The following is a 24,552-nucleotide window of genomic DNA, read 5'->3' on the forward strand; positions in this document are numbered from 1 at the left end:
AAAGGGAGAGGGAATCAAAGCATACGAGGCATCCATGGCCATCCTGCATACCCAGATCAACACCCGTTCGCCGGAGTTCGCCGCCAACCAGGCGGCCATGCTCACCCAGGTGAACGACCTGCGCGCCCTGCTCGCCCGCGTCCACGAAGGTGGCGGCGCCAAGGCCCAGGAGCGTCACACTTCGCGCGGCAAACTGCTGCCACGTGAGCGCATCAACCGCCTGCTCGACCTCGGTTCGCCCTTCCTCGAAGTCGGCCAGCTGGCCGCCCACGAGGTGTACGGCGAGGACGTACCGGCCGCCGGCGTGGTTGCCGGTATCGGCCGGGTGGAAGGCGTCGAGTGCATGATCATCGCCAACGACGCCACGGTAAAAGGCGGCAGCTACTACCCGCTGACCGTGAAGAAGCACCTGCGCGCGCAGACCATCGCTCAGCAGAACCGTCTGCCGTGCATCTACCTGGTCGACTCCGGCGGCGCCAACCTGCCGCGCCAGGAAGAGGTGTTCCCGGACCGCGAGCACTTCGGCCGCATCTTCTTCAACCAGGCCAACATGAGCGCGATGGGCATTCCGCAGATCGCCGTGGTGATGGGCTCCTGCACCGCCGGCGGCGCCTATGTGCCGGCGATGAGCGATGAGACCATCATGGTGCGCAACCAGGCCACCATCTTCCTCGCCGGGCCGCCGCTGGTGAAGGCCGCCACCGGCGAGGTGGTCACTGCCGAGGAACTGGGCGGCGCCGACGTGCACTGCAAGACCAGCGGCGTGGCCGACCATTACGCCGAGAACGACGAACACGCGCTGGCCATCGCCCGCCGCAGCGTCGCCAACCTCAACTGGCGCAAGCTCGGCCAGCTGCAAGTGCGCGAACCGATCGCCCCGCTGTATGCCGCCGAGGAGCTGTACGGGGTGATTCCTGCCGATGCCAAGCAGCCCTTCGATGTGCGCGAAGTGATTTCGCGCGTGGTCGACGGCAGCGCATTCGATGAATTCAAGGCGCTGTTCGGCACCACCCTGGTCTGTGGTTTCGCCCATGTCCACGGCTACCCGGTGGCGATCCTGGCGAACAACGGCATTTTGTTTGCGGAAGCGGCGCAGAAAGGCGCGCACTTTATCGAGCTGGCCTGCCAGCGCGGCATCCCGCTGCTGTTCCTGCAGAACATCACCGGCTTCATGGTCGGCAAGAAGTACGAGGAAGGCGGTATCGCCAAGCACGGCGCCAAGCTGGTCACCGCCGTGGCCTGCGCCAAGGTGCCGAAGTTCACCGTGATCATTGGCGGCAGCTTCGGCGCCGGTAACTACGGTATGTGCGGCCGCGCCTATGACCCGCGTTTCCTGTGGATGTGGCCCAACGCGCGTATCGGCGTGATGGGCGCCGAACAGGCCGCCGGCGTGCTGGTCCAGGTCAAGCGCGAGCAGGCCGCCCGTGCCGGCCAGCCGTTCAGCGACGAGGAAGAGGCGCGTATCAAGCAGCCCATCGTCGCCCAGTACGAGCAGCAGGCCCACGCCTACTACTCCAGCGCCCGCCTGTGGGACGACGGCGTGATCGACCCGGCACAGACCCGCGACGTGCTCGGCCTGGCCCTGTCCGCCAGCCTCAATGCGCCCATCGAGCCGACCACCTTCGGGGTGTTCCGCATGTAACTCGTGACTGTGGGAGCGGCTTCAGCCGCGATGCTTTTCGCGGCTGAAGCGGAGTGCCGCCCAGCCGCCCCCACACAGAACGGATAACTCTGAGAGTCCGCCGCCATGACCGACTTCACTACCGTACAGCTGGAAAAAGACCCGCGCGGCTTCGCCACCCTGTGGCTCAACCGCCCGGACAAAAACAACGCCTTCAATGCCGAGATGATCCGCGAGCTGATCCTAGCCATCGATGCCATCGCTGCCGACAAGAGCTTGCGCTTCCTGCTGCTGCGCGGCCACGGCAAGCACTTCTCCGCTGGCGCCGACCTGGCCTGGATGCAGGCTTCGGCCAAGCTCGACTACAACGCCAACCTGAATGACGCGCGTGAGCTGGCCGAGCTGATGTACAACCTCAACGGCCTGAAGATCCCGACCCTGGCCGTGGTCCAGGGCGCGGCCTTTGGCGGCGCTGTGGGCCTGGTCAGTTGCTGCGATATGGCCATTGGCGCAGACGATGCGCTGTTCAGCCTATCCGAAGTGCGCATCGGCCTGGCCCCGGCGGTGATCAGCCCCTTCGTGGTCCAGGCCCTCGGCGAGCGCGCCGCGCGCCGCTATGCGCTGACCGCCGAGCGCTTCTCCGGCAGCCGCGCCCGCGAGCTGGGCCTGCTGGCCGAGGCCTACCCCGCCGCCGAGCTGGACGCCCAGATCGAGAGCTGGGTAGCCAACCTGCTGCTCAACAGCCCACAGGCCATGCAGGTGAGCAAGGACTTGCTGCGCGAGGTCGGCAGTGGCGTGCTCAATCCGCCCCTGCGCCGCTACACCGAGAACGCCATCGCCCGCATCCGTGTCAGCCCGGAAGGCCAAGAGGGGCTCAACGCCTTCCTGGAAAAACGCACACCCGCCTGGCAGGAGCCGCAAGCATGAGCACGCTGTCCCATTCATCCCTCACCCCGGCCCTCTCCCGTGGGGAGAGGGAGAAGAGCATCGATACCCTGCTGGTCGCCAACCGCGGCGAGATCGCCTGCCGGGTGATGCGCACCGCCAAGGCCCAGGGCCTGAAGACCGTGGCCGTGCACAGCGCCATCGACGCCCAGGCGCGCCATGTGCGCGAGGCCGACATCGCGGTGAACCTCGGCGGCGCCAAGCCGGCCGAGAGCTACCTGCTCATCGACAAGATCATCGCCGCGGCCAAGGCCAGCGGCGCCCAGGCCATCCACCCGGGCTACGGTTTCCTCTCCGAGAACGCCGGCTTCGCCCGCGCCATCGAGGCTGCCGGTCTGGTTTTCCTCGGCCCACCGGCGTCGGCCATCGACGCCATGGGCAGCAAGTCCGCCGCCAAGGCACTGATGGAAGACGCCGGCGTACCGCTGGTGCCCGGCTACCACGGCGAAGCCCAGGACGTGGAGACCTTCCGCGCCGCCGCCGAACGCATTGGCTATCCGGTGCTGCTCAAGGCCGCCGCCGGTGGTGGCGGCAAGGGCATGAAGGTGGTCGAGCGCGAGGCCGATCTGGCCGAGACCCTGGCCTCTGCTCAGCGCGAGGCCCAATCGGCCTTCGGCGACTCACGCATGCTGGTGGAAAAATACGTGCTGCAGCCGCGCCACGTGGAAATCCAGGTATTCGCCGACAGCCACGGCAACTGTCTGTACCTCAACGAGCGTGACTGCTCGATCCAGCGCCGCCACCAGAAGGTAGTCGAGGAAGCCCCCGCTCCGGGCCTAACACCCGAGCTGCGCCGCGCCATGGGCGAAGCCGCGGTCAAGGCCGCCCAAGCCATCGGCTATGTCGGCGCCGGCACCGTGGAGTTCCTGCTCGATGCCCGCGGCCAGTTCTTCTTTATGGAGATGAACACCCGCCTGCAGGTCGAGCACCCGGTCACCGAGGCCATCACCGGTCTCGACCTGGTGGCCTGGCAGATTCGCGTGGCTCGGGGCGAAGCGCTGCCGATTACCCAGGAGCAGGTGCCGCTCAACGGTCACGCCATCGAAGTGCGCCTGTATGCCGAGGATACCGAGCAGGACTTCCTGCCCGCCTCCGGCGACCTCAAGCTGTACCGCGAAGCGGCTGGCGGCGAAGGTCGCCGCGTCGACAGCGGCGTGGCCGAGGGCGACACCATCTCGTCGTTCTACGACCCCATGCTGGCCAAGCTGATCGCCTGGGGGGAGGACCGCGAGCAGGCCCGTCAGCGCCTGCTGGCCATGCTCGACGAGACAGCTGTCGGCGGCTTCGCCAGCAACCTGCCCTTCCTGCGCCGCGTACTGGCCCATCCGGCCTTCGCCGGTGCCGAGCTGGATACCGGCTTTATCGCCCGTCACCAGGAGCAGCTGCTGCCGGTCGCCGGCGAGCTGCCGGGTGAGTTCTGGCAACTGGCCGCCGAGGCCTGGCTGCAGAGCGAAATACCCAGCCGCGCGCACGAGGACTATTACTCGCCGTGGAACAGCCACTCGGGCTGGCGCTCGGGACTGGCCTCTGAGACCGACCTGCACCTGAGCTGCGGCGAGCAGCGCAGCACCGTGCACCTGCGTGGCCCGCTGCGTTCGCGCCTGCTGGGCGAGCAACTGTGGCTCGAACAGGACGGCCTGCGCCGCGCGCATCGAGCCATCCGCCAGGGCGATGCGCTCTACTTGGAGTGGCAGGGCAAGCTGCATGAAGTACGTCGCATCGACCCCATCGCCGAAGTCGAGGCCAGCCACGCCCACCACGGCGGGCTGACGGCACCGATGAACGGCAGTATCGTGCGCGTGCTGGTCGAACCCGGCCAAACCGTGGAAGCCGGCACCGCCCTGGTGGTGCTGGAGGCCATGAAAATGGAGCACAGCATTCGCGCCGCCCAGGCGGGCACCGTCAAGGCGCTCTACTGCGCCGAGGGTGACATGGTCAGCGAAGGCACCGTATTGGTGGAGCTGGAAGAAGCCTGATGCAACACGCTATTCCCTCTCCCTCCGGGAGAGGGTTAGGGTGAGGGCATAACAGGCAAATCAGCTGCTACCCGGGCGACCCACTCCCTGCACCCTGGAGCGGGCCGCCAAACCAATCTTGCGAGGAAATCCATGAATCTGCCGCAACACGTCCGCCTGGTCGAAGTCGGCCCGCGCGACGGCCTGCAGAACGAGAAACAGCCGATCAGCGTGGCCGACAAGGTGCGCCTCACCGACGACCTGAGCGCCGCCGGCCTGAGTTATATCGAGGTGGGCAGCTTCGTCTCGCCCAAGTGGGTGCCACAGATGGCCGGCTCCGCCGAAGTGTTTGCCCAGATCCAGCGCAAGCCCGGCGTGGTCTACGGCGCCCTCACCCCCAACCTCAAGGGTTTCGAGGCCGCCGTCGAAGCCGGGGTCAAGGAAGTCGCGGTGTTCGCCGCCGCTTCCGAGGCCTTCTCGCAGAAGAACATCAACTGCTCCATCGCCGAGAGCCTGCAGCGTTTCGTGCCAGTGATGGACGCCGCCAAGGCCCAGGGCATCAGCGTGCGCGGCTATGTGTCCTGCGTGCTCGGCTGCCCCTACGAGGGCGAAGTAGCACCTGAGCAGGTCGCCGCCGTGGCGCGGGAGCTGTTGGCCATGGGCTGCTACGAGGTGTCGCTGGGCGACACCATCGGCACCGGCACCGCCGGCAAGACGCGCCAGTTGTTCGACGTGGTCGGCCGCGATATCCCGCGCGACAAGCTCGCCGGGCATTTCCATGACACCTACGGTCAGGCCCTGACCAACATTTATGCCAGCCTCCTGGAAGGCATCGCCGTGTTCGACAGCTCGGTCGCCGGCCTGGGCGGCTGTCCCTATGCCAAGGGCGCCACCGGCAACGTCGCCACCGAGGACGTGCTCTACCTGCTGAACGGTCTGGGCATCCACACCGGCATCGACATGGACAAGCTGATCGCCGCCGGCCAGCGCATCTGCCAGGTGCTTGGCAAGGACAACGGCTCGCGAGTGGCCAAAGCCAGCCTCGCGCGAGCCTGAACCGAACTGGACGTTCGCACAGCGCTGAGCAGCGCGCTGACTTGATCCGTGGCGGTTATGCTATCGGTATCTCCACTCGACGCACGAGAGACCGAGATGCAGCAACCGCTCTGGACCCCTTCCGCCGAACGAATCGCCGCCACCCGCCTCGATGCCTTCCGCCACTTCGTAAACCGGCGCCATGACCAGTCGCTGGCCGACTACCCTGCCCTGCACGCCTGGAGCGTGGCCGAACGCGGAGCCTTCTGGCAGGCCATCGTCGACTTCTTCGACATCCGCTTCAGCACCCAGCCCGAGTGCGTGCTGCGCGAAGGCAGCGCCATGCCCAGTGCCCACTGGTTCCCCGGCGCCACCCTGAACTTTGCCGAACACCTGCTGCGTCGACGCGACGCCCACCCGGCGCTGGTCGCCATCGGCGAGGACGGCAGCCGCGAGCAACTGACCTACGCCGAGCTGGCCACGCACGTCGCCGGCCTGCAGCAAAGCCTCAAGGCCGCCGGCGTCGGTGTCGGCGACCGGGTGGCTGCCTTTATGCCCAATACCTGGCAAACCGTAGTCGGCATGCTCGCCACTGCCAGCCTGGGCGCGACCTGGTCGAGCTGTTCGCCGGACTTCGGCACCCAGGGCGTGATCGATCGCTTCGGCCAGATCGAACCCAAGGTGCTGATCGCCGCCGCCGGCTACCGCTACGCCGGCAAAAATCTGGACCTGACCGCCAAGCTCAACGAAATCCTCGAACGCCTGCCCAGCCTGCAGCAACTGCTGGTGGTGCCCTACTCCAACCCTGAAGCCCAGGCGAGCGACTTCCGCACCGCCGCCCGCGTCAGCCTGTGGCAGGACTTCTACCAGGTCGGCGGCGAACCCGGCTTCACCCCGGTGCCCTTCGAACAGCCGCTGTACATCCTCTACTCCAGCGGCACCACCGGCGTGCCCAAGTGCATCGTCCATGGCGTCGGCGGCACCCTGCTGCAGCACGTCAAGGAGCTCGGCCTGCATACCGATCTTACGAACAACGACACGCTGTTCTACTACACCACCTGCGGCTGGATGATGTGGAACTGGCTGGTCTCCGGCCTGACTCTCGGCGCCACCTTGGTGCTGTTCGACGGCTCGCCGTTCCATCCCACGGCAGAACGCCTGATCGACCTGATCGATGCCGAGAACATCAGCCTCTTCGGCACCAGCGCCAAATTCATCGCAGCCCTGGAAAAGGCTGGCGCCAAACCGCGCGAAACGCACAGGCTGCAGCGCCTGAAGGCCATCCTCTCGACCGGCTCGCCACTGGCCCACGAGAGTTTCGAGTACGTCTACCGCGACATCAAAAGCGATGTCTGCCTGTCCTCCATCTCCGGCGGCACCGATATCGTCTCCTGCTTCGCCCTCGGCAATCCGACCCTGCCGGTGTGGCGCGGCGAGCTGCAGTGCAAGGGCCTGGGCATGGATGTGCAGGTGTGGAACGAGGCCGGCCAGCCGCTCATCGGTGAGAAAGGCGAGCTGATCTGTGCCCGCCACTTCCCCTCCATGCCGGTGGGCTTCTGGAACGACCCGCAGGGCGAGAAATTCCACGCTGCCTACTTCGAGACCTTCCCCGGTATCTGGGCTCATGGCGACTATGCCGAAATCACCGAGCACGGCGGCCTGGTCATCCACGGTCGCTCCGACGCCGTGCTCAACCCCGGCGGCGTGCGCATCGGCACCGCCGAAATCTACCGCCAGGTGGAAAAGGTCGAGCAGGTGCTGGAATCCATCGCCATCGGCCAGGACTGGGAAGGCGATGTGCGCGTTGTGCTGTTCGTACGCCTGCGGGACGGCGTGGCATTGACCGATGCACTGCAAGCACAAATCCGCCAGATCATCCGCGCCAACACCACCCCCCGCCATGTGCCGACCAAGATCGTCCAGGTCGCCGATATCCCGCGCACCATCAGCGGCAAGATCGTCGAGTTGGCGGTGCGCAACGTGGTGCACGGCAAGCCGGTGAAGAACACCGATGCCCTGGCCAACCCACAAGCTTTGGAGCTGTATCGTGACCTCAAGGAATTACGGTCGTGAATAAGTGAGCCACTCCCAACTGAGCCAGAAATACCGCAGCATTAGCTATATTGGATGGCATACCAGGACAGGATACTGCTGATGCAAATCGTCCTCTGGCTGCTGGTTGCTCTGCTGTTTGCCGGCTACGTTGCTGCCGAAGAACCACTGAACCTGCATATGCCGGACGCGCCCCCGCTGACGTTGCAAAACGACAGCCGAGGCCACGGCATGGTTGGCGATATCACGCTCGCAGCTATCGCGCTTAGCGGCCGAACGGTGCGCATTATTGATGAACCCTGGGCAAGAGCCCAGATGAACGTTGCCACGGGCCACAATCAGCTCATCATTCCGCTATCTCGTACTCCGGATCGCGAGGCCAGCTACACCTGGATCGTCCCGGTCATGCCACTGGAGCGTGCTTTCTTTAGCCTCGACGAGCCTGTCCGCAACTTCGACCAGGCACGCCAGCGATACCAGCGCATTGGCGTCGGGCTTGGCACAGCCCAAGTAGAGATCCTGCGACGCGAAGGCTTCGCCGACGAGCAGATCATCCAACTCAAGCTGGGCGAGAACCCAGCCATTCTGCTCGAGCTCGGACGTATAGATGCCTGGTTTACTGGAGTTCCGGAAGCACTGTACATCTGGAGCCAATCGTCACCACAGCGGCAGAAATTGCGCCAGAGCCCTGTTCTGGCCAGCTCAGAACTCTACTTGGCCTGCTCCAAGAGCTGCGACTCGCAACTCGTGGAGCAATTGAAAGCCGCCGTGGTGCAACTGGAGTCAAGTGGCGAGAGTCTGCGTTTACGTCAGGTCTATGTGTCTGAACTCGAACCGCACTGAACCTCGCCCGCGCAGCCAATGCATCGCACCGACCTGCCAGGCCAAAGGCAGCAAGAACAATTGGAATAGCAAATAAATGGAAGCGCTCAGTACTTTTAAAGTACGCAATAAGGGCCTATTGCGATTGACGACGAGAAGTACCAAAACCTCAAAAACCGCCGCCGCGCCTGGGCTGCTCAGCTACTGGTCTTGAAATGCAGGCTTACAAAATGGAGGCGGCCCCATCAGCCACACCCCGGCACACGACGTTCCCGCTATGGCTGCTTCCTTCCGGACCTGACCAGGTTGACGGGTAATCGTTGCGGGGGGACCGATGGGGCCACCATAACGAAGCCCGTCGAACGACGGGCCGCGCCATTGTACTGACTGGGAGCAAAGTTACAACCGCTTCAAGCACTTAGCCGTGTGATTGGCTTGCAGGCGCTAGACACGGAAGCGGCCCACCAGCTGCGCCAGACCATGAGACAGGTCGGAAAGACGCGCGCTGGCCTGGGTACTCTGCTCCGAGGTTGCCGCAGCTTCGTTGGAAAGGTCGCGAATATCGCTGATGTTGCGGGCGATTTCCTCGGTTACGCTGCTTTGCTGCTCGCATGCGGTGGCGATCTGGGCAGCCATATCATTGATGCGAGCGACCGAATCTCCGGTAGCAGACAGTGCGCCATCGACGCCCGCAGCACGCTCAACGCTGTCGCGAGCCTTGGCACTACCGGAATGCATGGCCTTGACGGCATTCTGCACACCGACCTGCAGGCGTTCGATCATTTCCTGAATGTCCTTGGTCGAGTCCTGGGTGCGTGCAGCCAGAGCACGCACCTCGTCGGCCACGACAGCAAAGCCTCTCCCCTGCTCACCCGCACGCGCAGCTTCGATGGCGGCATTCAGTGCCAGCAGGTTGGTTTGCTCGGCAATACCCTTGATCACGGCGAGCACAGCACCGATGTTGGCCGTTTCCTGCTCCAGCGTTTGAATAGTTTCGGAGGCACTTTCGACCTCGTGTGCCAACTGACGGATAGCGTGGATAGTGGCGCCTACGACCTCGGCCCCCTCGCGGGACTGGGTTTCCGCGTTACGAGCGGCATCCGCCGCATTCTGGGCGTTGCGCGCTACTTCATGGACAGCGACGCTCATTTCAGTGGCCGCCGTACTGACCTGATCGACAGCCGCATGCTCGCTACTGATCAGTCGGTCATTGGCCGCAGCCATGCCCGCCAGACTCTGGGCCGACTCAGCCACTTCGCCGGTCACTCGTCCAACTTCTTTGATTAACGGCTGCAACTTGTCGAGGAAGCGGTTGAAGGCATCGCTGAGCTTGCCCAGTTCATCGCGCGATGAAACCTCCAAACGCACACGCAGATCGCCATCGCCCTCGGCAATCTCTTCGATACGGTTGAGCAGACTGTGCAGCGGACGAGTCACCAGCAGCGGGAAGCCCAGCACCAGCACGGCGCATATGAACAGGCCAACAGCAATGATGCTGCCTTGCTGCCAGCTGAGTTCTTCACCCAGGGCAATAGCCTTGAGGCCTTCGGCGTTAGCTTCGTTGTCCTCCATTTCGCCCAGCTTATCGATCGACTCGCGCATGGCTTCAAACTGACTCTCGCTTTCCCCGAAACTCAGCGCCGAAGCCGCACCCGGATCACTGACGGCAAGCTCCAGAACCTTGGTGGAGGTCGCCTTCCAGCGGGCGAATCCGGCATCGAAACTTTTCACCAAAGCCAGCGCCTCGGCGCTGGGTTGCATTGCGGCGTATTTGTGCACGCGGTCGTAGGCTTGCTGCATATTCTCCGCGTGAGACGCCCGCAAGGCCTCAGCATGCTCACCTGCGGACTCGCCAAGGAGACTGCGCTCGGCGACGAAGGCCTGGTAAAGGTCGCGATCCGCATTGAGCAACACACTGATCGCAGGCAGGTAGCGATTGGTAAGACGAGTGCTGGAATCAGCAACCTGCTGAATACCACTCATGCCCAAACCTCCCATCAGCACCAGCAATAAGGCCAGTAGCAAGATGGGCAGAGCAATCTTCCAGCGAAAACCCAGATCGGCAAACAAGCGCAGCATGGTGGCTTCTCCCGCGCAGTAAAACGCTATTGTTCTGCCATCAGCATAGTCAGTCTTGGGACATCGACACCTAAGGGACCGGAGAGGATGGCAACTACGGCCTGGATCAGGCCGCCAGGCTCACTTCCAGTTTAGCGGCAGAACAAGGCCGGTCTTTATGGTAGCGTTCGCGGCAAACCACACGACTGGAGCCCTTATGGCCATCACCAAGGATCAACTCATTTCCGACCTCGCCGAAGCCTGCGATCTGCAAAAAAGCAGCGTGCGCGCCCTGCTCGATCAGCTCGGTGAAATCGTCGCCGACGCGCTGGAGAACGATGGCGAGATCAATCTGCCCGGCATCGGCAAGCTGAAAGTCAGCGAACGCCCAGCCCGCACCGGCCGCAACCCGTCGACCGGCAAAGCCATCCAGATCGCCGCCAAAAAGGTGGTCAAACTCGTGCCGGCCAAAGCCCTGGTCGATGGGCTCAACTGAGCCAATCTGTGGCCGGCTAGGGATCGATACCGTAGTCGGCCAATGCCGCAAGGAACTGTTGTTCGTCCAACACCCGCACCCCCAGTTCACTGGCCTTCGCCAGTTTCGAACCCGCACCTGGGCCAGCTACCACGCAGTGGGTCTTGGCTGACACGGAACCCGCCACCTTGGCCCCCAGGCTTTCCAGCTTTTCCTTGGCTTGGTCGCGGCTCATCACTTCCAGCGTGCCGGTCAGTACCCAGGTCTGGCCCGCCAGCGGCAAGCCCTGCACCACCTTCTTCTCGCTCTGCCAGTGCATGCCGAACTCGCGCAACTGAGCCTCAATCAGGGCCGCACGCTCGGCATTGGCCGGCTTGTCGAAGTAGTCTCGCAGGGACTTGGCGGCCTTCTCGTTGAGACGTTCGACCTGGCGCAGGTCCAGCCAATCGGCCTTGATCACCCCTTCCAGGCTGCCGAACTTGGCGGCCAGCTTTTCCGCGCCGGTCGCGGCGATGAAGGGGATATTGAGCTTGTCGATAAAGCCCGGCAGGGTCGCACAGGCAGAGAACTCAGGGTTGAGGTCGCCCTCTTCCTGCAATTCGACGCCACGGGACAGCAGCTCGTCGATGACCTTGAGGTTGTGCGCATCACCGAAGAAGTTGTGGATCTCATGGGCCACTTCCAGCCCCACATCCGGCAGGTAGGTCAGCACTTCCGGCAACGCCTGGCGGATACGCGCCAGCGAACCGAGGGCGCGGGCTAACAGCTTGGCGGTTTCCTCGCCCACATCGGGAATGCCCAGCGCATAGATAAAACGGGCCAGCGTGGGTTTGGCGCTGTCCTTGATCGCCGCCAACAGGTTACGCGTGGAGAGGTCGGCGAAGCCTTCCAACGTCACCACCTGCTCGTAGGTCAGGGTGAACAGATCGGCTGGGGAAGCAACCAGACCCGTGTCGACCAGTTGTTCGACGATCTTGTCGCCCAGCCCCTCGATATCCAGCGCACGGCGGGAAGCGAAGTGGATGATCGCCTGCTTGAGCTGGGCGGCGCAGGCCAGACGGCCAACGCAGCGATAAACCGAGCCCTCACTGGTGGTTTCCTTGCCCTTGCCGCGCTTGATCAGCTGGGTGCGCTCCACTGCCGAGCCACACACCGGGCAGCATTCGGGAATCTGCACCGGGCGGGCATCGCCCGGACGGCGCTCGGGCACCACCTGCATCACCTGCGGGATGACATCGCCTGCGCGGCGGATGATCACGGTATCGCCGATCATCAGGCCCAGGCGCGCCACTTCATCCATGTTGTGCAGGGTCGCGTTGGACACGGTGACACCGGCCACCTTGACCGGTTTCAAGCGCGCCACCGGAGTCACCGCGCCCGTACGACCGACCTGGAATTCCACATCGAGCAGCTCGGTCAGCTCTTCCTGGGCCGGAAATTTGTGGGCGATGGCCCAGTGCGGGGTGCGGGCGCGGAAGCCCAGCTGTTGCTGATCCTCGATCGTGTTGACCTTGAACACCACGCCATCGATGTCATAGGGCAACGCCATGCGCCGCTCGCCAATGTCGCGGTAATAGGCCAGGCAAGCCTCGACGCCGCGCGCCAATTTCAGCTCGCGACTGATCGGCACGCCCCAGGCTTTCAACTGCTCCAGCATCTTGACCTGGGTTGCCGGCAGCTCACCGCTCACCTGGCCGACGCCGTAGCAGCAGAACTCCAGCGGGCGGCTGGCGGTAATCTTCGGGTCGAGCTGGCGCAGGCTGCCAGCGGCTGCGTTTCGCGGGTTAGCGAAGGTCTTGCCGCCACTCTCGGCCTGACGGGCATTGAGCTCGTCGAAACCGGCCTTGGGCATGTACACCTCGCCACGCACTTCCAGCACGGCCGGCCAGCCCTCGCCCTTGAGCCTGAGCGGTACATTGCGGATGGTGCGCACATTGGCGCTGATGTCCTCGCCCGTACTGCCATCACCACGGGTTGCACCGCGCACCAGCTGGCCATCGCGGTACAACAGGCTTACAGCCAGACCATCGAGCTTGGGCTCGCAGCTGTACTCCACCTCGGCACCGCCACCAAACAGATCACCACCCGACAACCCGAGACCATTTTGCACGCCACGGTCGAAAGCGAGCAGATCATCCTCTTCGAAGGCGTTACCCAGGCTGAGCATGGGCACCTCATGGCGGACTTCGCCGAAAGCGCCCAAGGCTTCACCACCGACGCGCTGGGTCGGGGAATCGGCGGTAATCAGCTCAGGGTGCTGCTCTTCCAGTGCCTGCAGCTCGCGAAACAGGCGATCGTACTCCGCGTCGGGTACGCTCGGCTCATCGAGCACATAATAGCGGTAGTTGTGCTCATCCAGTTCGGCGCGCAGTTGGAGAATGCGCTGGGCGACGTCAGTCATGGGGCTTGTGTCCTGAAAAACGACAAGAGCAGCCTAGGCTGCTCTTGGGATTGCATAAGGTGGAACGGTCAGCGCTTGCCGGCGAGCTGCTTCTTGCGCTCGAACTCGACGATACGCTGACGGTAGTGCTCGATGGTCTGCGCGGTCATCACGCTGCGCTGGTCGTCCTTCAGCTCACCGTTCAGCTCGTGCGCCAGCTTGCGCGCGGCGGCGATCATCAGGTCGAAGGCCTGCTTGGGATGACGCGGGCCTGGCAGGCCGAGGAAGAAGCTCACCGCCGGGGTGTAGAACAGGTCAAAGTCATCCAGGTCAAAGGTGCCCGGCTTGACGCCGTTGGCCATGGAGAACAGTACTTCACCATTGCCAGCCATGCTCTCGTGGCGGTGGAAAATGTCCATTTCGCCGAAGCGCAGGCCGCTCTCCAGGATGTTCTGCAGCAGGGCCGGGCCCTTGAAGCCCTCATCGCCGCGAGCGATCACATTGATGACCAGCACTTCTTCGACCGGCGCCTGCTCTTTGTGCGACTTGAGGCTGGCTTGCTCCTCTTCGTCCTCGACCGGGGTCAGCAGGGTCGGCACCGGCTCATCGGCATCCAGGTTGAGATCACCCTGCTGCGGTTCGATGTGGCGCTTGCGGTTAGGCTCAGGCTGGGGCACTTCAATATTGCGCCGGCGATTGAGTTCGCTGGCGCTCATGGTGGGCATGTCTTCTTCTTTGAATTCCGGCTCGCGCTTGCGATCGACAACACGGGGCGGGCCAAGCAGGTCAGGGTCGGAATCATCGTCCGGCAGATTACTGAAGCTGTGATCCAGCTTGAATTTCAGCTTGCCGCTACCACCACGCATGCGGCGCCAGCCATCAAACAGAATGCCGACGATAACGATCACACCAATGACGATCAGCCAATAGCGCAGCTCCATGAAACTCCCAAGCCCCTGAACGGTGAATTTGTAATGGAAACAAGGCCTTCCAGGCCCTTTTAAACATCAATAACTGTATGTTTCTACAGCTGTTTTTCGTAGGTAATAAAAGTGAGGCCTAAGCTAGCACGACGAATGGTAAATGTGCACCGCCGCAAGGCATTTCACCATGTTTAATGCCTCGCCTTCAGGCATCCACCAACGACATGGCCTCTTCGACATCCACAGCGACCAGTCGCGAACAACCCGGTTCGTGCATCGTGACGCCCATCAACTGATCGGCCATTTCCATCGCGATCTTGTTGTGGGTGATGTAGATGAACTGCACGGTTTCCGACATCTCCTTGACCAGACGTGCATAGCGCCCAACGTTGGCGTCATCCAGCGGCGCATCGACTTCGTCGAGCATGCAGAACGGTGCCGGGTTGAGCTTGAAGATGGCGAACACCAGCGCCAGAGCCGTCAGCGCCTTCTCACCACCGGACAGCAGGTGGATGGTGCTGTTCTTCTTGCCCGGCGGCCGCGCCATGATCGCCACCCCGGTATCGAGTAGATCTTCGCCGGTAAGTTCCAGATAGGCGTGACCACCGCCGAATACCTTGGGAAACAGGGCCTGCAAGCCAGCATTGATCTGGTCGAAGGTTTCCTTGAAGCGGTTGCGGGTTTCCTTGTCGATCTTGCGGATGACGTTTTCCAGGGTATCCAGCGCCTCGACCAGGTCGGCGTCCTGGGCATCCAGGTAGCGCTTGCGTTCGGATTGCTGCTGGTATTCGTCGATCGCTGCCAGGTTGATCGCCCCCAGCCGCTGAATGCGCCCGGCGAGTTGCTCCAGTTGCTGCTCCCAGGCTGCCTCGCTGGCCTCGCTCGGCAAGGTAGCGAGCACGCCATGCAGGTCGTAGCCCTCCTCCTGCAGCTGATCCTGCAAGGCTTTGCGGCGAATGCTCAGCCCCTGCCAGTCCATCCTCTGTTGCTCTAGCTGGCCACGCAGCAGCTGCGACTGCTGCTCGGCCTGGCTGCGGCGCTTCTCGGCGTCACGCAGCTCGCGGTCAGCATCTTCCAGGGCCAGGCGAGCGAGCTTGAGCTCGTCCTCCACGCCCATGCGCTTCTCCAGCAGCTCTTCGAGCTTCATGCGCAACTCTTCCAGCGGCGCGGCGCCCTCCTCCAGATTGAGCGAGAGCTGTTCGCGTCGTTCGATGGCCCGCTCAAACTGCATTTCCAGGCGCTCCAGCGCCTGGCGGGTCGACTCGTGCTGAGCCTTGATCGAGCCCAGGCGCACGGCCAACTGGTGGGCGTGATCCTTGTGCTGGCGAGCCTCCTGACGCATCCGGTCAAGGCGCTCACGGAGTTGGTCGCGGCTGGCCAGCAAGTGCTCGCGCTGCTCGGTGTCCAGCGCCATGGCCTCCAGCGCCTCCTGCAGGATCAGCCTTGATTCGCCCAGTTGCTCCTGCTCAAGCTCGCGCTGTTCGGCGGCCTCGACCTGTTCCTCTTCGAGACGGCTACGACGCAGAGCCAGCTGCTCGGCCTTGGCCTGGCCGGCAGAAAGTTGTGCCTTGATCTCGCCCAAGCGCCGCGATTCGTCCTGCACCTGGCGGCGCTGCTGCTCGCGTGCTTCCTCCTGCTGACGCTGAGCGGCCTGCAGCTGTTGCAGGCGCTCATCCAAATCAGCCAAGGCCGCTTCACGCTCATCACGCTCGGCCTGTAGGCGCTCCAGCTCCTGGCCACGAGCCAGCACACCACTTTCGGCCTCGCTGGCACGACGCACCCGCAGGAAGTGCCGGCCAACCCAGTAGCCGTCGCGGCTGATCAGGCTCTCGCCCTCGCCCAGCTGCAGGCGTTGAACCAAGGCCTGCTCCAAATCCTCCACCGGACGCACCTGCCCCAACCACGGAGCCAGGTCGATATTGGCTTCGACCTTGTCCAGCAGGCTGCCGGCGATGCGAGCACCGCCGTTCTGCGGGTTGAGCAGGCGCAATTCGCCCTGGTCGAAGCCGCCCAGGTTCAAGTTGGCGAAGTCGTCCAGCAGCACGGCCTGCAGATCGGCGCCCAGCACCGTTTCCACCGCCAGCTCCCAGCCGCTTTCCACGCGCAGGCCCTCGGCCAGGCGCGGACGGCTGTGCAACTGGTGCTCGCGCAGCCACTCGGCGGCACCCTTGCCGGGATTGAGCGCGGCCTGCTGCAGCGCCTCCAGCGAGACGATGCGACCGTTCAGGCGCTGCAGCTCGCCCTGAGCCTGCTGCTGAGCCTGGGTGGCCTGCTGCAGCTCGCCGCGTAGCTGTTCCAGGCGCTCAGCCTGGCCCTCCTCTGCGGCGTGCAACTCTTCCAGATTCAGCTCGCTGGCGGCCAGTCGCTCGGCCAGTTCAATAATGGCCGCATCCTCAGGATCGGCGGACAGCTGCGCCAGCTCGTCGGCAAGGCGGCGCTGGCGCTCGACCAGACGCTCCAGGCTCTGCTCCAGCTGGGCGATGCGCGACTGCTGCACCTCGGCCTGGCGGCGCGGTTCGGCACTGCGCTGGTTGAAGCTCTCCCACTGCTCCTGCCAGCCGTGCATGGCGCTTTCGGCCTCTTCCAGCGTCGCGGCGGATTCCTCGGCGGCGGCGCTGGTCAGGTCCTGCTCGGGTTCAAGCATGGCCAGCTCTTCGGCCAAGGTGGCCAGCAAGGTGCGGTCGTGGCCGAGGTGGGATTCGGTTTCCAGGCGCGCACGCTCGGCCTCGTTGAGGTCGTCCTGCAACTGGCGCAGACGCTGCTGGCCGTGCTGGATGCTTTGCTCGACACGGGCAATGTCGCCGCCGACCGAATAGAAGCGCGCCTGCACCTGATTGAAGCGCTCGGACAGTTCATGGTGCCCATCACGCAGGCGCTCGATGCTGGCGTCGGCGCTGCGCTGCTCGGCCACCAGGGCCTCGAAGGCCACTTCCTGGTCACCAATGACCTTTTCACGGGCGCCGGCCTGCTCGTTCAGTGCCTGCCACTTGAGTGCCGACAGCTGCGCCTTGAGCTGACGCTCCTCGGCCTTGTATTCCTGGTACTTCTCGGCCGCCTGGGCCTGGCGATGCAGGCGTTCAAGCTGGCGCTCCAACTCTTCGCGCAGGTCGGTCAGGCGCGCCAGGTTTTCCTGGGTGCGGCGGATGCGGCTCTCGGTCTCGCGGCGGCGCTCCTTGTACTTGGAGATGCCGGCCGCTTCCTCGATGAAGTTGCGCAGGTCTTCCGGCTTGGCCTCGATCAGCTTGCTGATCATGCCCTGCTCGATGATCGAGTAGCTGCGCGGGCCCAGACCGGTGCCGAGGAAGATGTCGGTGATATCGCGGCGGCGGCACTTGGTGCCGTTGAGGAAGTAGGTGTTCTGCCCGTCGCGGGTCACGCGGCGGCGGATGGAAATCTCGGCGAAGGCTGCATATTCACCGACCAGCGTGTTGTCGCTGTTGTCGAAAATCAGCTCGATGCTGGCCTGGGTGACCGGCTTGCGCGTGTTGGAGCCGTTGAAGATGACGTCGGTCATCGACTCGCCACGGAGATTCTTCGCCGAACTCTCACCCATCACCCAGCGAACAGCATCGATGATGTTGGACTTGCCGCAACCGTTGGGGCCGACCACGGCCGCCATATTGCTGGGGAAACTGACGGTGGTCGGGTCGACGAAGGACTTGAAGCCGGCCAGCTTGATGCATTTCAGGCGCATCTTATGCATCCACTCCTGGCATGTGTCGTTCACGGAGGCACTGCGGGGCCTGGAAGCTCATGCTGTTCCTGTTCTTAGAGTGGGAAATTCGGGCGCGGGCGAGTTTAACACAGGCATTTGGCATGCCAATCCAGGGGCCTGCAAGGTGCATGACAGAGCCTTTGGTGCGCTCAGCTGACCTCACGGTCAAATTTTATTGACCCAAAAGTCAGAAAATTCTACATTGGCTTCATCACAGCCTCGTGACAACAAATACAAAGCCTGGAGGTCGCCTTGATCCAGTTCCTTCTCAACGGCGAGTTACGCAGCGAGCGTCAACTCGACCCCAACGTCACCGTTCTCAACTACTTGCGCGAGCATGTCGCCAAGCCTGGCACCAAAGAGGGCTGCGGCTCCGGTGACTGCGGCGCCTGCACCGTGGTCGTTGGGGAACTGGAGGGCGAACGTATTCGCTATCGCACGCTCAACTCCTGCCTGACCTTCGTTTCTTCGCTGCACGGCAAGCAGCTGATCACCGTGGAAGACCTGCGCTACCAGGGCAAGCTGCATGACGTGCAGCAGGCCATGGTCGACTGCCATGGCTCGCAATGCGGCTTCTGCACCCCCGGCTTCGTCATGAGCCTGTTTGCGCTGCAGAAGAACACCGATGGTTACGACAAGGGCCAGACCCTGGAAGCCCTGGCCGGCAATCTGTGCCGCTGCACCGGCTACCGCCCGATCATCGACGCCGCCGAACAGGCCTGCTGCAACCGCCAGCCGGACCAGTTCGACGCCGCCGAAGCCGACACCGTGGCCAAGCTCAAGGCCATCGCCCCACGCGAAACCGCCGAGTTGAACAGTGGCAACAAGCGCTGCCTGCTGCCGCTGACCGTGGCCGACCTGGCCGACATCTATACCGCCAACCCGCAGGCCCGCCTGCTCGCCGGCGGCACCGACCTGGCCCTGGAAGTCACCCAGTTCCACCGCGAGCTGCCGGTGATGATCTATGTCGGCCATGTCGCCGAGATGAAACGCATCGAAGTGAAGGCCGACGTGATCGAGATCGGCGCCGCGACGCCGCTGTCGGACTGCTACGGCGTGCTGTCGCGCGAATACCCGGACTTCGGCGAACTGCTGCACCGCTTCGCCTCGCTGCAGATCCGCAACCAGGGCACCCTCGGCGGCAATATCGGCAACGCCTCGCCGATCGGCGATGCCCCGCCCCTGCTGATTGCCCTCGGCGCCAGCATCGTGCTGCGCAAAGGCAGCCAAACCCGCACCCTGCCGCTGGACGAGTTCTTCATCGACTACAAGGTCACCGCTCGCCAGGAAGGTGAATTTATCGAGCGCATCATCGTGCCACGGGCCAAGGCCAACCAGGCGTTCCGCGCCTACAAGGTGTCCAAGCGCCTGGACGACGACATTTCCGCCGTGTGTGCCGCCATCAACCTGACGGTCATCGATGGCGTGGTGCGCGACGCGCGCATCGCCTTCGGCGGCATGGCGGGCATTCCCAAGCGCGCCACGGCCTGCGAGCAATCGTTGATCGGCGCTGCCTGGTACCCGGGTTGCATCGAACGCGCCTGCGAGGCACTGGCCGAGGACTTCACGCCGCTGTCGGACTTCCGCGCCAGCAAGGAATACCGCCTGCTGACCGCGCAGAACCTGCTGCGTCGTTTCTTCCTCGAACTGCAATCCCCTGAAGTGGAAACCCGGGTGACCGCCTATGTCTAATCATCACGCCTCCAAGTCCCAGGCAGAGCTGGCCGAACTGTTCCGCGCCGGCATCAATACCGGTGTTGGCCGTGGCGTCAAACACGAGAGCGCGGACAAGCACGTCAGTGGCGAAGCGGTGTACATCGACGACCGCCTGGAGTTCCCCAACCAGCTGCACGTCTACGCCCGCATGAGCGAGCGTGCCCATGCGCGCATCACCAAGCTGGACGTCAGCCCTTGCTATGAATTCCCTGGCGTGGCCATCGCCATCACCGCCAAGGACGTACCCGGCCAGCTCGACATCGGCCCCGTCGTCGCCGGCGATCCGCTGCTAGCCGACGGCAAGGTCGAATACCTCGGTCAGGTGGTGCTCGCCGTGGCCGCCGACAGCCTGGAAACCGCACGCAAGGCGGCCATGGCCGCCATCGTTGAATACGAGGACCTGGAGCCGGTGCTCGACGTGGTCGATGCCCTGCGCAAGAAACACTTCGTGCTCGACAGCCATCAGCACAAGATCGGCGACTCCAATGCGGCACTGGCCCGCGCCAAGCACCGCATCAAAGGCACCCTGCACATCGGCGGCCAGGAGCACTTCTACCTGGAGACGCAGATTTCCTCGGTGATGCCCACCGAGGACGGCGGCATGATCGTCTACACCTCGACGCAGAACCCCACCGAGGTGCAGAAGCTGGTCGCCGAAGTGCTCGGGGTGCCGATGCACAAGATCGTGGTCGACATGCGCCGCATGGGCGGCGGTTTCGGCGGCAAGGAAACCCAGGCCGCCGGCCCGGCCTGCCTGTGCGCGGTGATCGCCCACCTGACCAAGCGCCCGACCAAGATGCGCCTGCCACGCATGGAAGACATGACCATGACCGGCAAGCGCCACCCCTTCTACGTCGAGTACGAAGTGGGCTTCGACGACGACGGCCTGCTCAGCGGCATCCAGATGGAGCTGGCCGGCAACTGCGGTTATTCGCCGGACCTGTCCGGCTCCATCGTCGACCGCGCCATGTTCCACTCAGACAACGCCTACTTCCTCGGCAACGCCACCATCAACGGCCATCGCTGCAAGACCAACCTCGCCTCCAACACCGCCTACCGTGGCTTCGGCGGCCCGCAGGGCATGGTCGCCATCGAGGAAGTGATGGACGCCGTCGCGCGCCACCTCGGCAAAGACCCGCTCGAGGTACGCAAGCACAACTACTACGGCAAGGAAGACCGCAACGTCACCCACTACCACCAGACGGTCGAACACAACGCTATCCATGAGATGACCGCCGAGCTGGAGGCAAGCAGCGACTACGCCAAGCGCCGCGAGGAAATCCGCGCCTTCAACGCCAAGAGCCCGGTGCTGAAGAAGGGCCTGGCGATGACCCCGGTGAAATTCGGCATCAGCTTCACCGCCACCTTCCTCAACCAGGCCGGCGCGCTGATCCACATCTACACCGACGGTTCGATTCATCTGAACCACGGCGGCACCGAGATGGGCCAGGGCCTCAACACCAAGGTGGCTCAGGTGGTGGCCGAGGTGTTCCAGGTCGAGATCGAGCGCATCCAGATCACCGCCACCAACACCGACAAGGTGCCGAACACCTCGCCGACCGCGGCATCAAGTGGCGCCGACCTCAACGGCATGGCGGCGAAGAACGCGGCCGAAACCATCAAGCAGCGTCTGGTCGACTTCCTGGTGCACGAGTACAAGGTCACCCCGGAAGACGTCGAGTTCCGCAACAGCCAGGTCCGCGTGCGCGATCACTTCCTCTCGTTCGAGGAGCTGATCCAGAAGGCCTACTTCGGCCAGGTGTCGCTGTCGTCCACCGGCTTCTATCGCACACCGAAGATCTACTACGACCGCAGCAAGGCCGCTGGGCGACCGTTCTACTACTTCGCCTACGGCGTGGCCTGCTGCGAAGTGCTGGTCGACACCCTGACCGGCGAGTACAAGATGCTGCGCAGCGACATCCTGCATGACGTAGGCGACTCGCTGAACCCGGCCATCGACATCGGCCAGGTCGAAGGCGCCTTCGTCCAGGGCATGGGCTGGCTGACCACCGAGGAACTGGTGTGGAACGCCAAGGGCAAGCTGATGACCAACGGGCCGGCCAGCTACAAGATCCCGGCCATCGCCGACATGCCTATCGACCTGCGCGTGAAGCTGGTGGAGAACCGCAAGAACCCGGAGCAGACCGTGTTCCACTCCAAGGCCGTGGGTGAGCCGCCGTTCATGCTCGGCATCGCCGCCTTCTGCGCGATCAAGGACGCTGTGGCCAGCCTGGCCGACTACAAGGTGCAGCCCAAGATCGACGCGCCGGCGACCCCGGAGCGCGTGCTCTGGGGGGTGGAGCAGCTGCGCAAGCTGAAGCAGACAAGCAAAGCCGCCAGCACCGCCGAGATCGAACCGGCCTGACGCGTAGCCCGGATGCCATCCGGGGAAAGCCCATCCTGGATTACATCCGGGCTACGACTAGCCGCGAACAATGTACGAAACGGGTGTAGAACAATGACAAGACACACCAACACCAAAAACCAGGAGCAACGGCCGCTACCCACGCCGCTGCTGGAACCCTCCCCGAGCAACTGGCGCCTGCCACGCCCGGGGCAGACCTCGCCAAGCTGGAGGCTGAGCAAATGAGCTGGATCAGCGCCCTCGCCGAACTGCAGCAACAGGGTGAGCCCTGCGTGCTGGTGACCATCATCGAGGAGCAAGGCTCCACGCCGCGCAATTCCGGCTCGAAGATGGTTGTCACCGCCGAGCGCATCTTCGAGACCATCGGCGGCGGCCACCTGGAATACAAGGCCATGGAGCTGGCCCGCGAGATGCTCACCAGCCGCACCCAGCAGACCCGCCTGGAGCGCTTCAGCCTGGGTGCCAGCCTGGGCCAGTGCTGCGGCGGTGCCACCGTGCTGCTATTTGAACCCATGGGCCAGCCGCAGGGGCATATCGCCCTGTTCGGTGCCGGCCATGTCGGCCGCGCCCTGATCCCGCTGCTCGCCAGCCTGCCGCTGAAGGTGCGCTGGGTCGACTCGCGTGATGCCGAATTCCCGAACTACATCCCTTCCAATGTGGAAAAGGTGCTCAGCGAGGACGTGGTCGACGAAGTCGACGAGATGCCAGCCGGCAGCTACTTCATTGTCATGACCCACAACCACCAGCTCGATCTAGAGCTGACCCAGGCCATCCTGGCGCGGAACGACTTCGCCTACTACGGCCTGATCGGCTCGAAGACCAAGCGGGTCAAGTTCGAGCACCGCCTGCGCGAGCGTGGTTTCTCCGCCGAGCAGATGCAGCGCATGCGCTGCCCGATGGGCCTGCCCGAGGTCAAAGGCAAGCTGCCGGCGGAGATCGCCATCTCCATCGCCGGCGAGATCGTCGCCCAGTACAACGCCCACTTCGGCCAGGACACCCGCAAGGGCGAGTCCACCGTCAGCCGACTGCTGCCGGACTCGCGCCGCGCCCAGAACCACTCCTGATTCAAATGGCCGCCCGACGGCCCTATCGAGATTTCCCATGAGCCAGAAAACCGCGTACCGCTCCGCCATCCTGCACAGCCTCGCCGACCCGGCCGAGGTCGGTATCGAGGCCTCCTTTCAGTATTTCGAGGATGGCATCCTGCTGGTCGAGAACGGCCAGGTGCTGGAAGTCGGTGCCGCCGCAGACTTGCTGCCAAAACTGCAAGGCATCGAGATTCGCGAGTACCGCAACGCCCTGATCACCCCCGGCTTCATCGACACCCATATCCATTACCCGCAGACCGGCATCATCGGCGCCTACGGCGAGCAGTTGCTGGACTGGCTAAATACCTACACCTTCCCCGCCGAAGGCGCCTTCGCCGACAAGGCCCATGCCGCCGACGTGGCCGGCATCTTCCTCAAAGAACTGCTGCGCAACGGCACCACCACCGCCCTGGTGTTCGGCACCGTACACAAGCAATCGGTCGACGCCTTCTTCGAGGCTGCCGAAGCGCTGAACCTGCGCATGATCGCCGGCAAGGTACTGATGGACCGCCACGCCCCGGACTTCCTCACCGACACCCCGGAAAGCGGCTATGCCGACAGCAAGGAGCTGATCGAGCGCTGGCATGGCAAGGGCCGCCTGCACTATGCGGTGACCCCGCGCTTCGCCCCGACCAGCAGCGACGCCCAGCTGGAGCTGGCCGGTAAGCTGTTCGGCGAATTCCCCGACCTGTACATGCACACCCACCTTTCGGAAAACAAGGCCGAGATCGCCTGGGTCAAGGAGCTGTTCCCGGCACGCAAGGGTTACCTGGACGTCTACGACCACTACAAGCTGACCGGCCCGCGCGCCGTATTCGCCCACGGCGTGCACCTGTGCGACGACGAGTGCAAGCGTCTGGCCGAGACCGGCTCGGCTCTGTCCTTCTGCCCGACCTCCAACCTGTTCCTCGGCAGCGGCCTGTTCGATCTGGAGAAGATGGAACGACACGGCGTACGCGTCGGCCTGGGCACCGACGTGGGTGGCGGCACCAGCTTCAGTCAGCTGCAGTCGCTCAACGAGGCGTACAAGATCATGCAGCTGCAGGGCAAGAAGCTGAACCCGTTCAAATCGCTGTACCTGGCAACCCTGGGCGGCGCCCGCTCGCTGTACCTCGACCAGCACATCGGCAACTTCGAAGCCGGCAAGGACGCCGACTTCATCGTGCTCGACTACAAGGCCACGCCGCTGATCGACTTCCGCATGCAGCAGGCGCGCAGCCTGGAGGAACGCCTGTTCGCCCTGACCATCCTCGGCGACGACCGCACCGTGAAGGAAACCTTCGCCGCCGGCCGTTCGGTGCACCAGCGCGACAGCTAACCCGAGTAGCCCTGATGCAATCCGGGCTACGACTGAGTATCTGTGGGAGCGGCTTCAGCCGCGAAGCGAGCGACACGGCAGCGA

15 protein-coding genes and 1 other RNA gene are annotated in these 24,552 nt (G+C 63.9%); 11 read left to right on the forward strand and 5 right to left on the reverse strand.

Annotated elements, in window-relative coordinates:
- Window positions 1-34: 34 nt before the first annotated feature.
- The 6 genes from P7A97_RS15350 to P7A97_RS15375 all read left to right on the forward strand — a co-directional run bounded on the left by P7A97_RS15350 (window position 35) and on the right by P7A97_RS15375 (window position 8,451).
- The gene (locus tag P7A97_RS15350) at window positions 35-1,642 is read left to right on the forward strand and encodes a carboxyl transferase domain-containing protein (protein ID WP_277690860.1); all 1,608 of its coding nucleotides are present in this window, start codon (window positions 35-37) and stop codon (window positions 1,640-1,642) included.
- Between the two features lie 105 nt (window positions 1,643-1,747).
- Window positions 1,748-2,548 (forward strand): gamma-carboxygeranoyl-CoA hydratase, encoded by an 801-nt coding sequence (locus P7A97_RS15355; RefSeq protein WP_277690862.1) that lies wholly within the window; start codon window positions 1,748-1,750, stop codon window positions 2,546-2,548.
- Window positions 2,545-4,542, forward strand: a complete 1,998-nt coding sequence (locus P7A97_RS15360) for an acetyl/propionyl/methylcrotonyl-CoA carboxylase subunit alpha (RefSeq protein WP_277690863.1) — start codon at window positions 2,545-2,547, stop codon at window positions 4,540-4,542. The genes P7A97_RS15355 and P7A97_RS15360 overlap by 4 nt, the downstream gene beginning before the upstream one ends.
- 132 nt (window positions 4,543-4,674) lie before the next feature.
- On the forward strand, window positions 4,675-5,577 hold the full coding sequence (locus P7A97_RS15365) for a hydroxymethylglutaryl-CoA lyase (RefSeq protein ID WP_277690865.1): 903 nt from the start codon (window positions 4,675-4,677) through the stop codon (window positions 5,575-5,577).
- 96 nt (window positions 5,578-5,673) lie between these two features.
- Window positions 5,674-7,629, forward strand: coding sequence for an acetoacetate--CoA ligase (locus P7A97_RS15370; RefSeq protein WP_277690866.1), 1,956 nt, complete (start codon window positions 5,674-5,676; stop codon window positions 7,627-7,629).
- An 81-nt stretch (window positions 7,630-7,710) separates the two neighbouring features.
- Window positions 7,711-8,451, forward strand: a complete 741-nt coding sequence (locus P7A97_RS15375) for a transporter substrate-binding domain-containing protein (protein ID WP_277690868.1) — start codon at window positions 7,711-7,713, stop codon at window positions 8,449-8,451.
- A 219-nt stretch (window positions 8,452-8,670) separates the two neighbouring features.
- Here P7A97_RS15375 and ffs read toward each other — a convergent pair.
- Window positions 8,671-8,767, reverse strand: an RNA gene (gene ffs, locus P7A97_RS15380) — signal recognition particle sRNA small type.
- Between the two features lie 107 nt (window positions 8,768-8,874).
- A complete protein-coding gene (locus tag P7A97_RS15385; RefSeq protein WP_277690870.1) occupies window positions 8,875-10,509 on the reverse strand; it encodes a methyl-accepting chemotaxis protein in 1,635 nt (544 codons plus the stop codon).
- A gap of 196 nt (window positions 10,510-10,705) precedes the next feature.
- Between P7A97_RS15385 and P7A97_RS15390 the strand changes: the two genes are divergently transcribed.
- Window positions 10,706-10,984 (forward strand): HU family DNA-binding protein, encoded by a 279-nt coding sequence (locus P7A97_RS15390; RefSeq protein ID WP_277690871.1) that lies wholly within the window; start codon window positions 10,706-10,708, stop codon window positions 10,982-10,984.
- A 16-nt stretch (window positions 10,985-11,000) separates the two neighbouring features.
- Here P7A97_RS15390 and ligA read toward each other — a convergent pair whose 3' ends face one another.
- From ligA to smc, 3 genes are all read right to left on the reverse strand, one after another.
- Window positions 11,001-13,364 (reverse strand): NAD-dependent DNA ligase LigA, encoded by a 2,364-nt coding sequence (ligA, locus tag P7A97_RS15395; RefSeq protein ID WP_277690872.1) that lies wholly within the window; start codon window positions 13,362-13,364, stop codon window positions 11,001-11,003.
- 68 nt (window positions 13,365-13,432) lie between these two features.
- Window positions 13,433-14,284, reverse strand: a complete 852-nt coding sequence (gene zipA, locus P7A97_RS15400; RefSeq protein ID WP_277690874.1) for a cell division protein ZipA — start codon at window positions 14,282-14,284, stop codon at window positions 13,433-13,435.
- Between the two features lie 187 nt (window positions 14,285-14,471).
- Window positions 14,472-17,960: a chromosome segregation protein SMC gene (smc, locus tag P7A97_RS15405; protein ID WP_277690875.1), complete on the reverse strand. Its 3,489-nt coding sequence runs from the start codon at window positions 17,958-17,960 to the stop codon at window positions 14,472-14,474.
- 273 nt (window positions 17,961-18,233) lie between these two features.
- Here smc and xdhA point away from each other — a divergent pair, with 273 nt between their 5' ends.
- The 4 genes from xdhA (at window position 18,234) to guaD (ending at window position 24,468) form a co-directional block, all read left to right on the forward strand.
- Entirely contained in the window at window positions 18,234-19,673 is a 1,440-nt protein-coding gene (gene xdhA, locus P7A97_RS15410) for a xanthine dehydrogenase small subunit (RefSeq protein ID WP_277690876.1), read from the forward strand.
- Window positions 19,666-22,062 carry a xanthine dehydrogenase molybdopterin binding subunit gene (xdhB, locus tag P7A97_RS15415; protein WP_277690877.1) on the forward strand — a complete coding sequence of 799 codons (2,397 nt, stop codon included), beginning with the start codon at window positions 19,666-19,668 and terminating at the stop codon, window positions 22,060-22,062. The genes xdhA and xdhB overlap by 8 nt, the downstream gene beginning before the upstream one ends.
- Before the next feature lie 221 nt (window positions 22,063-22,283).
- Window positions 22,284-23,126, forward strand: a complete 843-nt coding sequence (xdhC, locus tag P7A97_RS15420) for a xanthine dehydrogenase accessory protein XdhC (RefSeq protein ID WP_277690878.1) — start codon at window positions 22,284-22,286, stop codon at window positions 23,124-23,126.
- A 37-nt stretch (window positions 23,127-23,163) separates the two neighbouring features.
- The gene (gene guaD, locus P7A97_RS15425; RefSeq protein ID WP_277690879.1) at window positions 23,164-24,468 is read left to right on the forward strand and encodes a guanine deaminase; all 1,305 of its coding nucleotides are present in this window, start codon (window positions 23,164-23,166) and stop codon (window positions 24,466-24,468) included.
- The last annotated feature ends 84 nt before the right edge of the window (window positions 24,469-24,552 follow it).

This window comes from Pseudomonas sp. GOM6, from assembly GCF_029537485.1.
In the GTDB taxonomy this organism is placed as follows: Bacteria; Pseudomonadota; Gammaproteobacteria; order Pseudomonadales; family Pseudomonadaceae; genus Aquipseudomonas.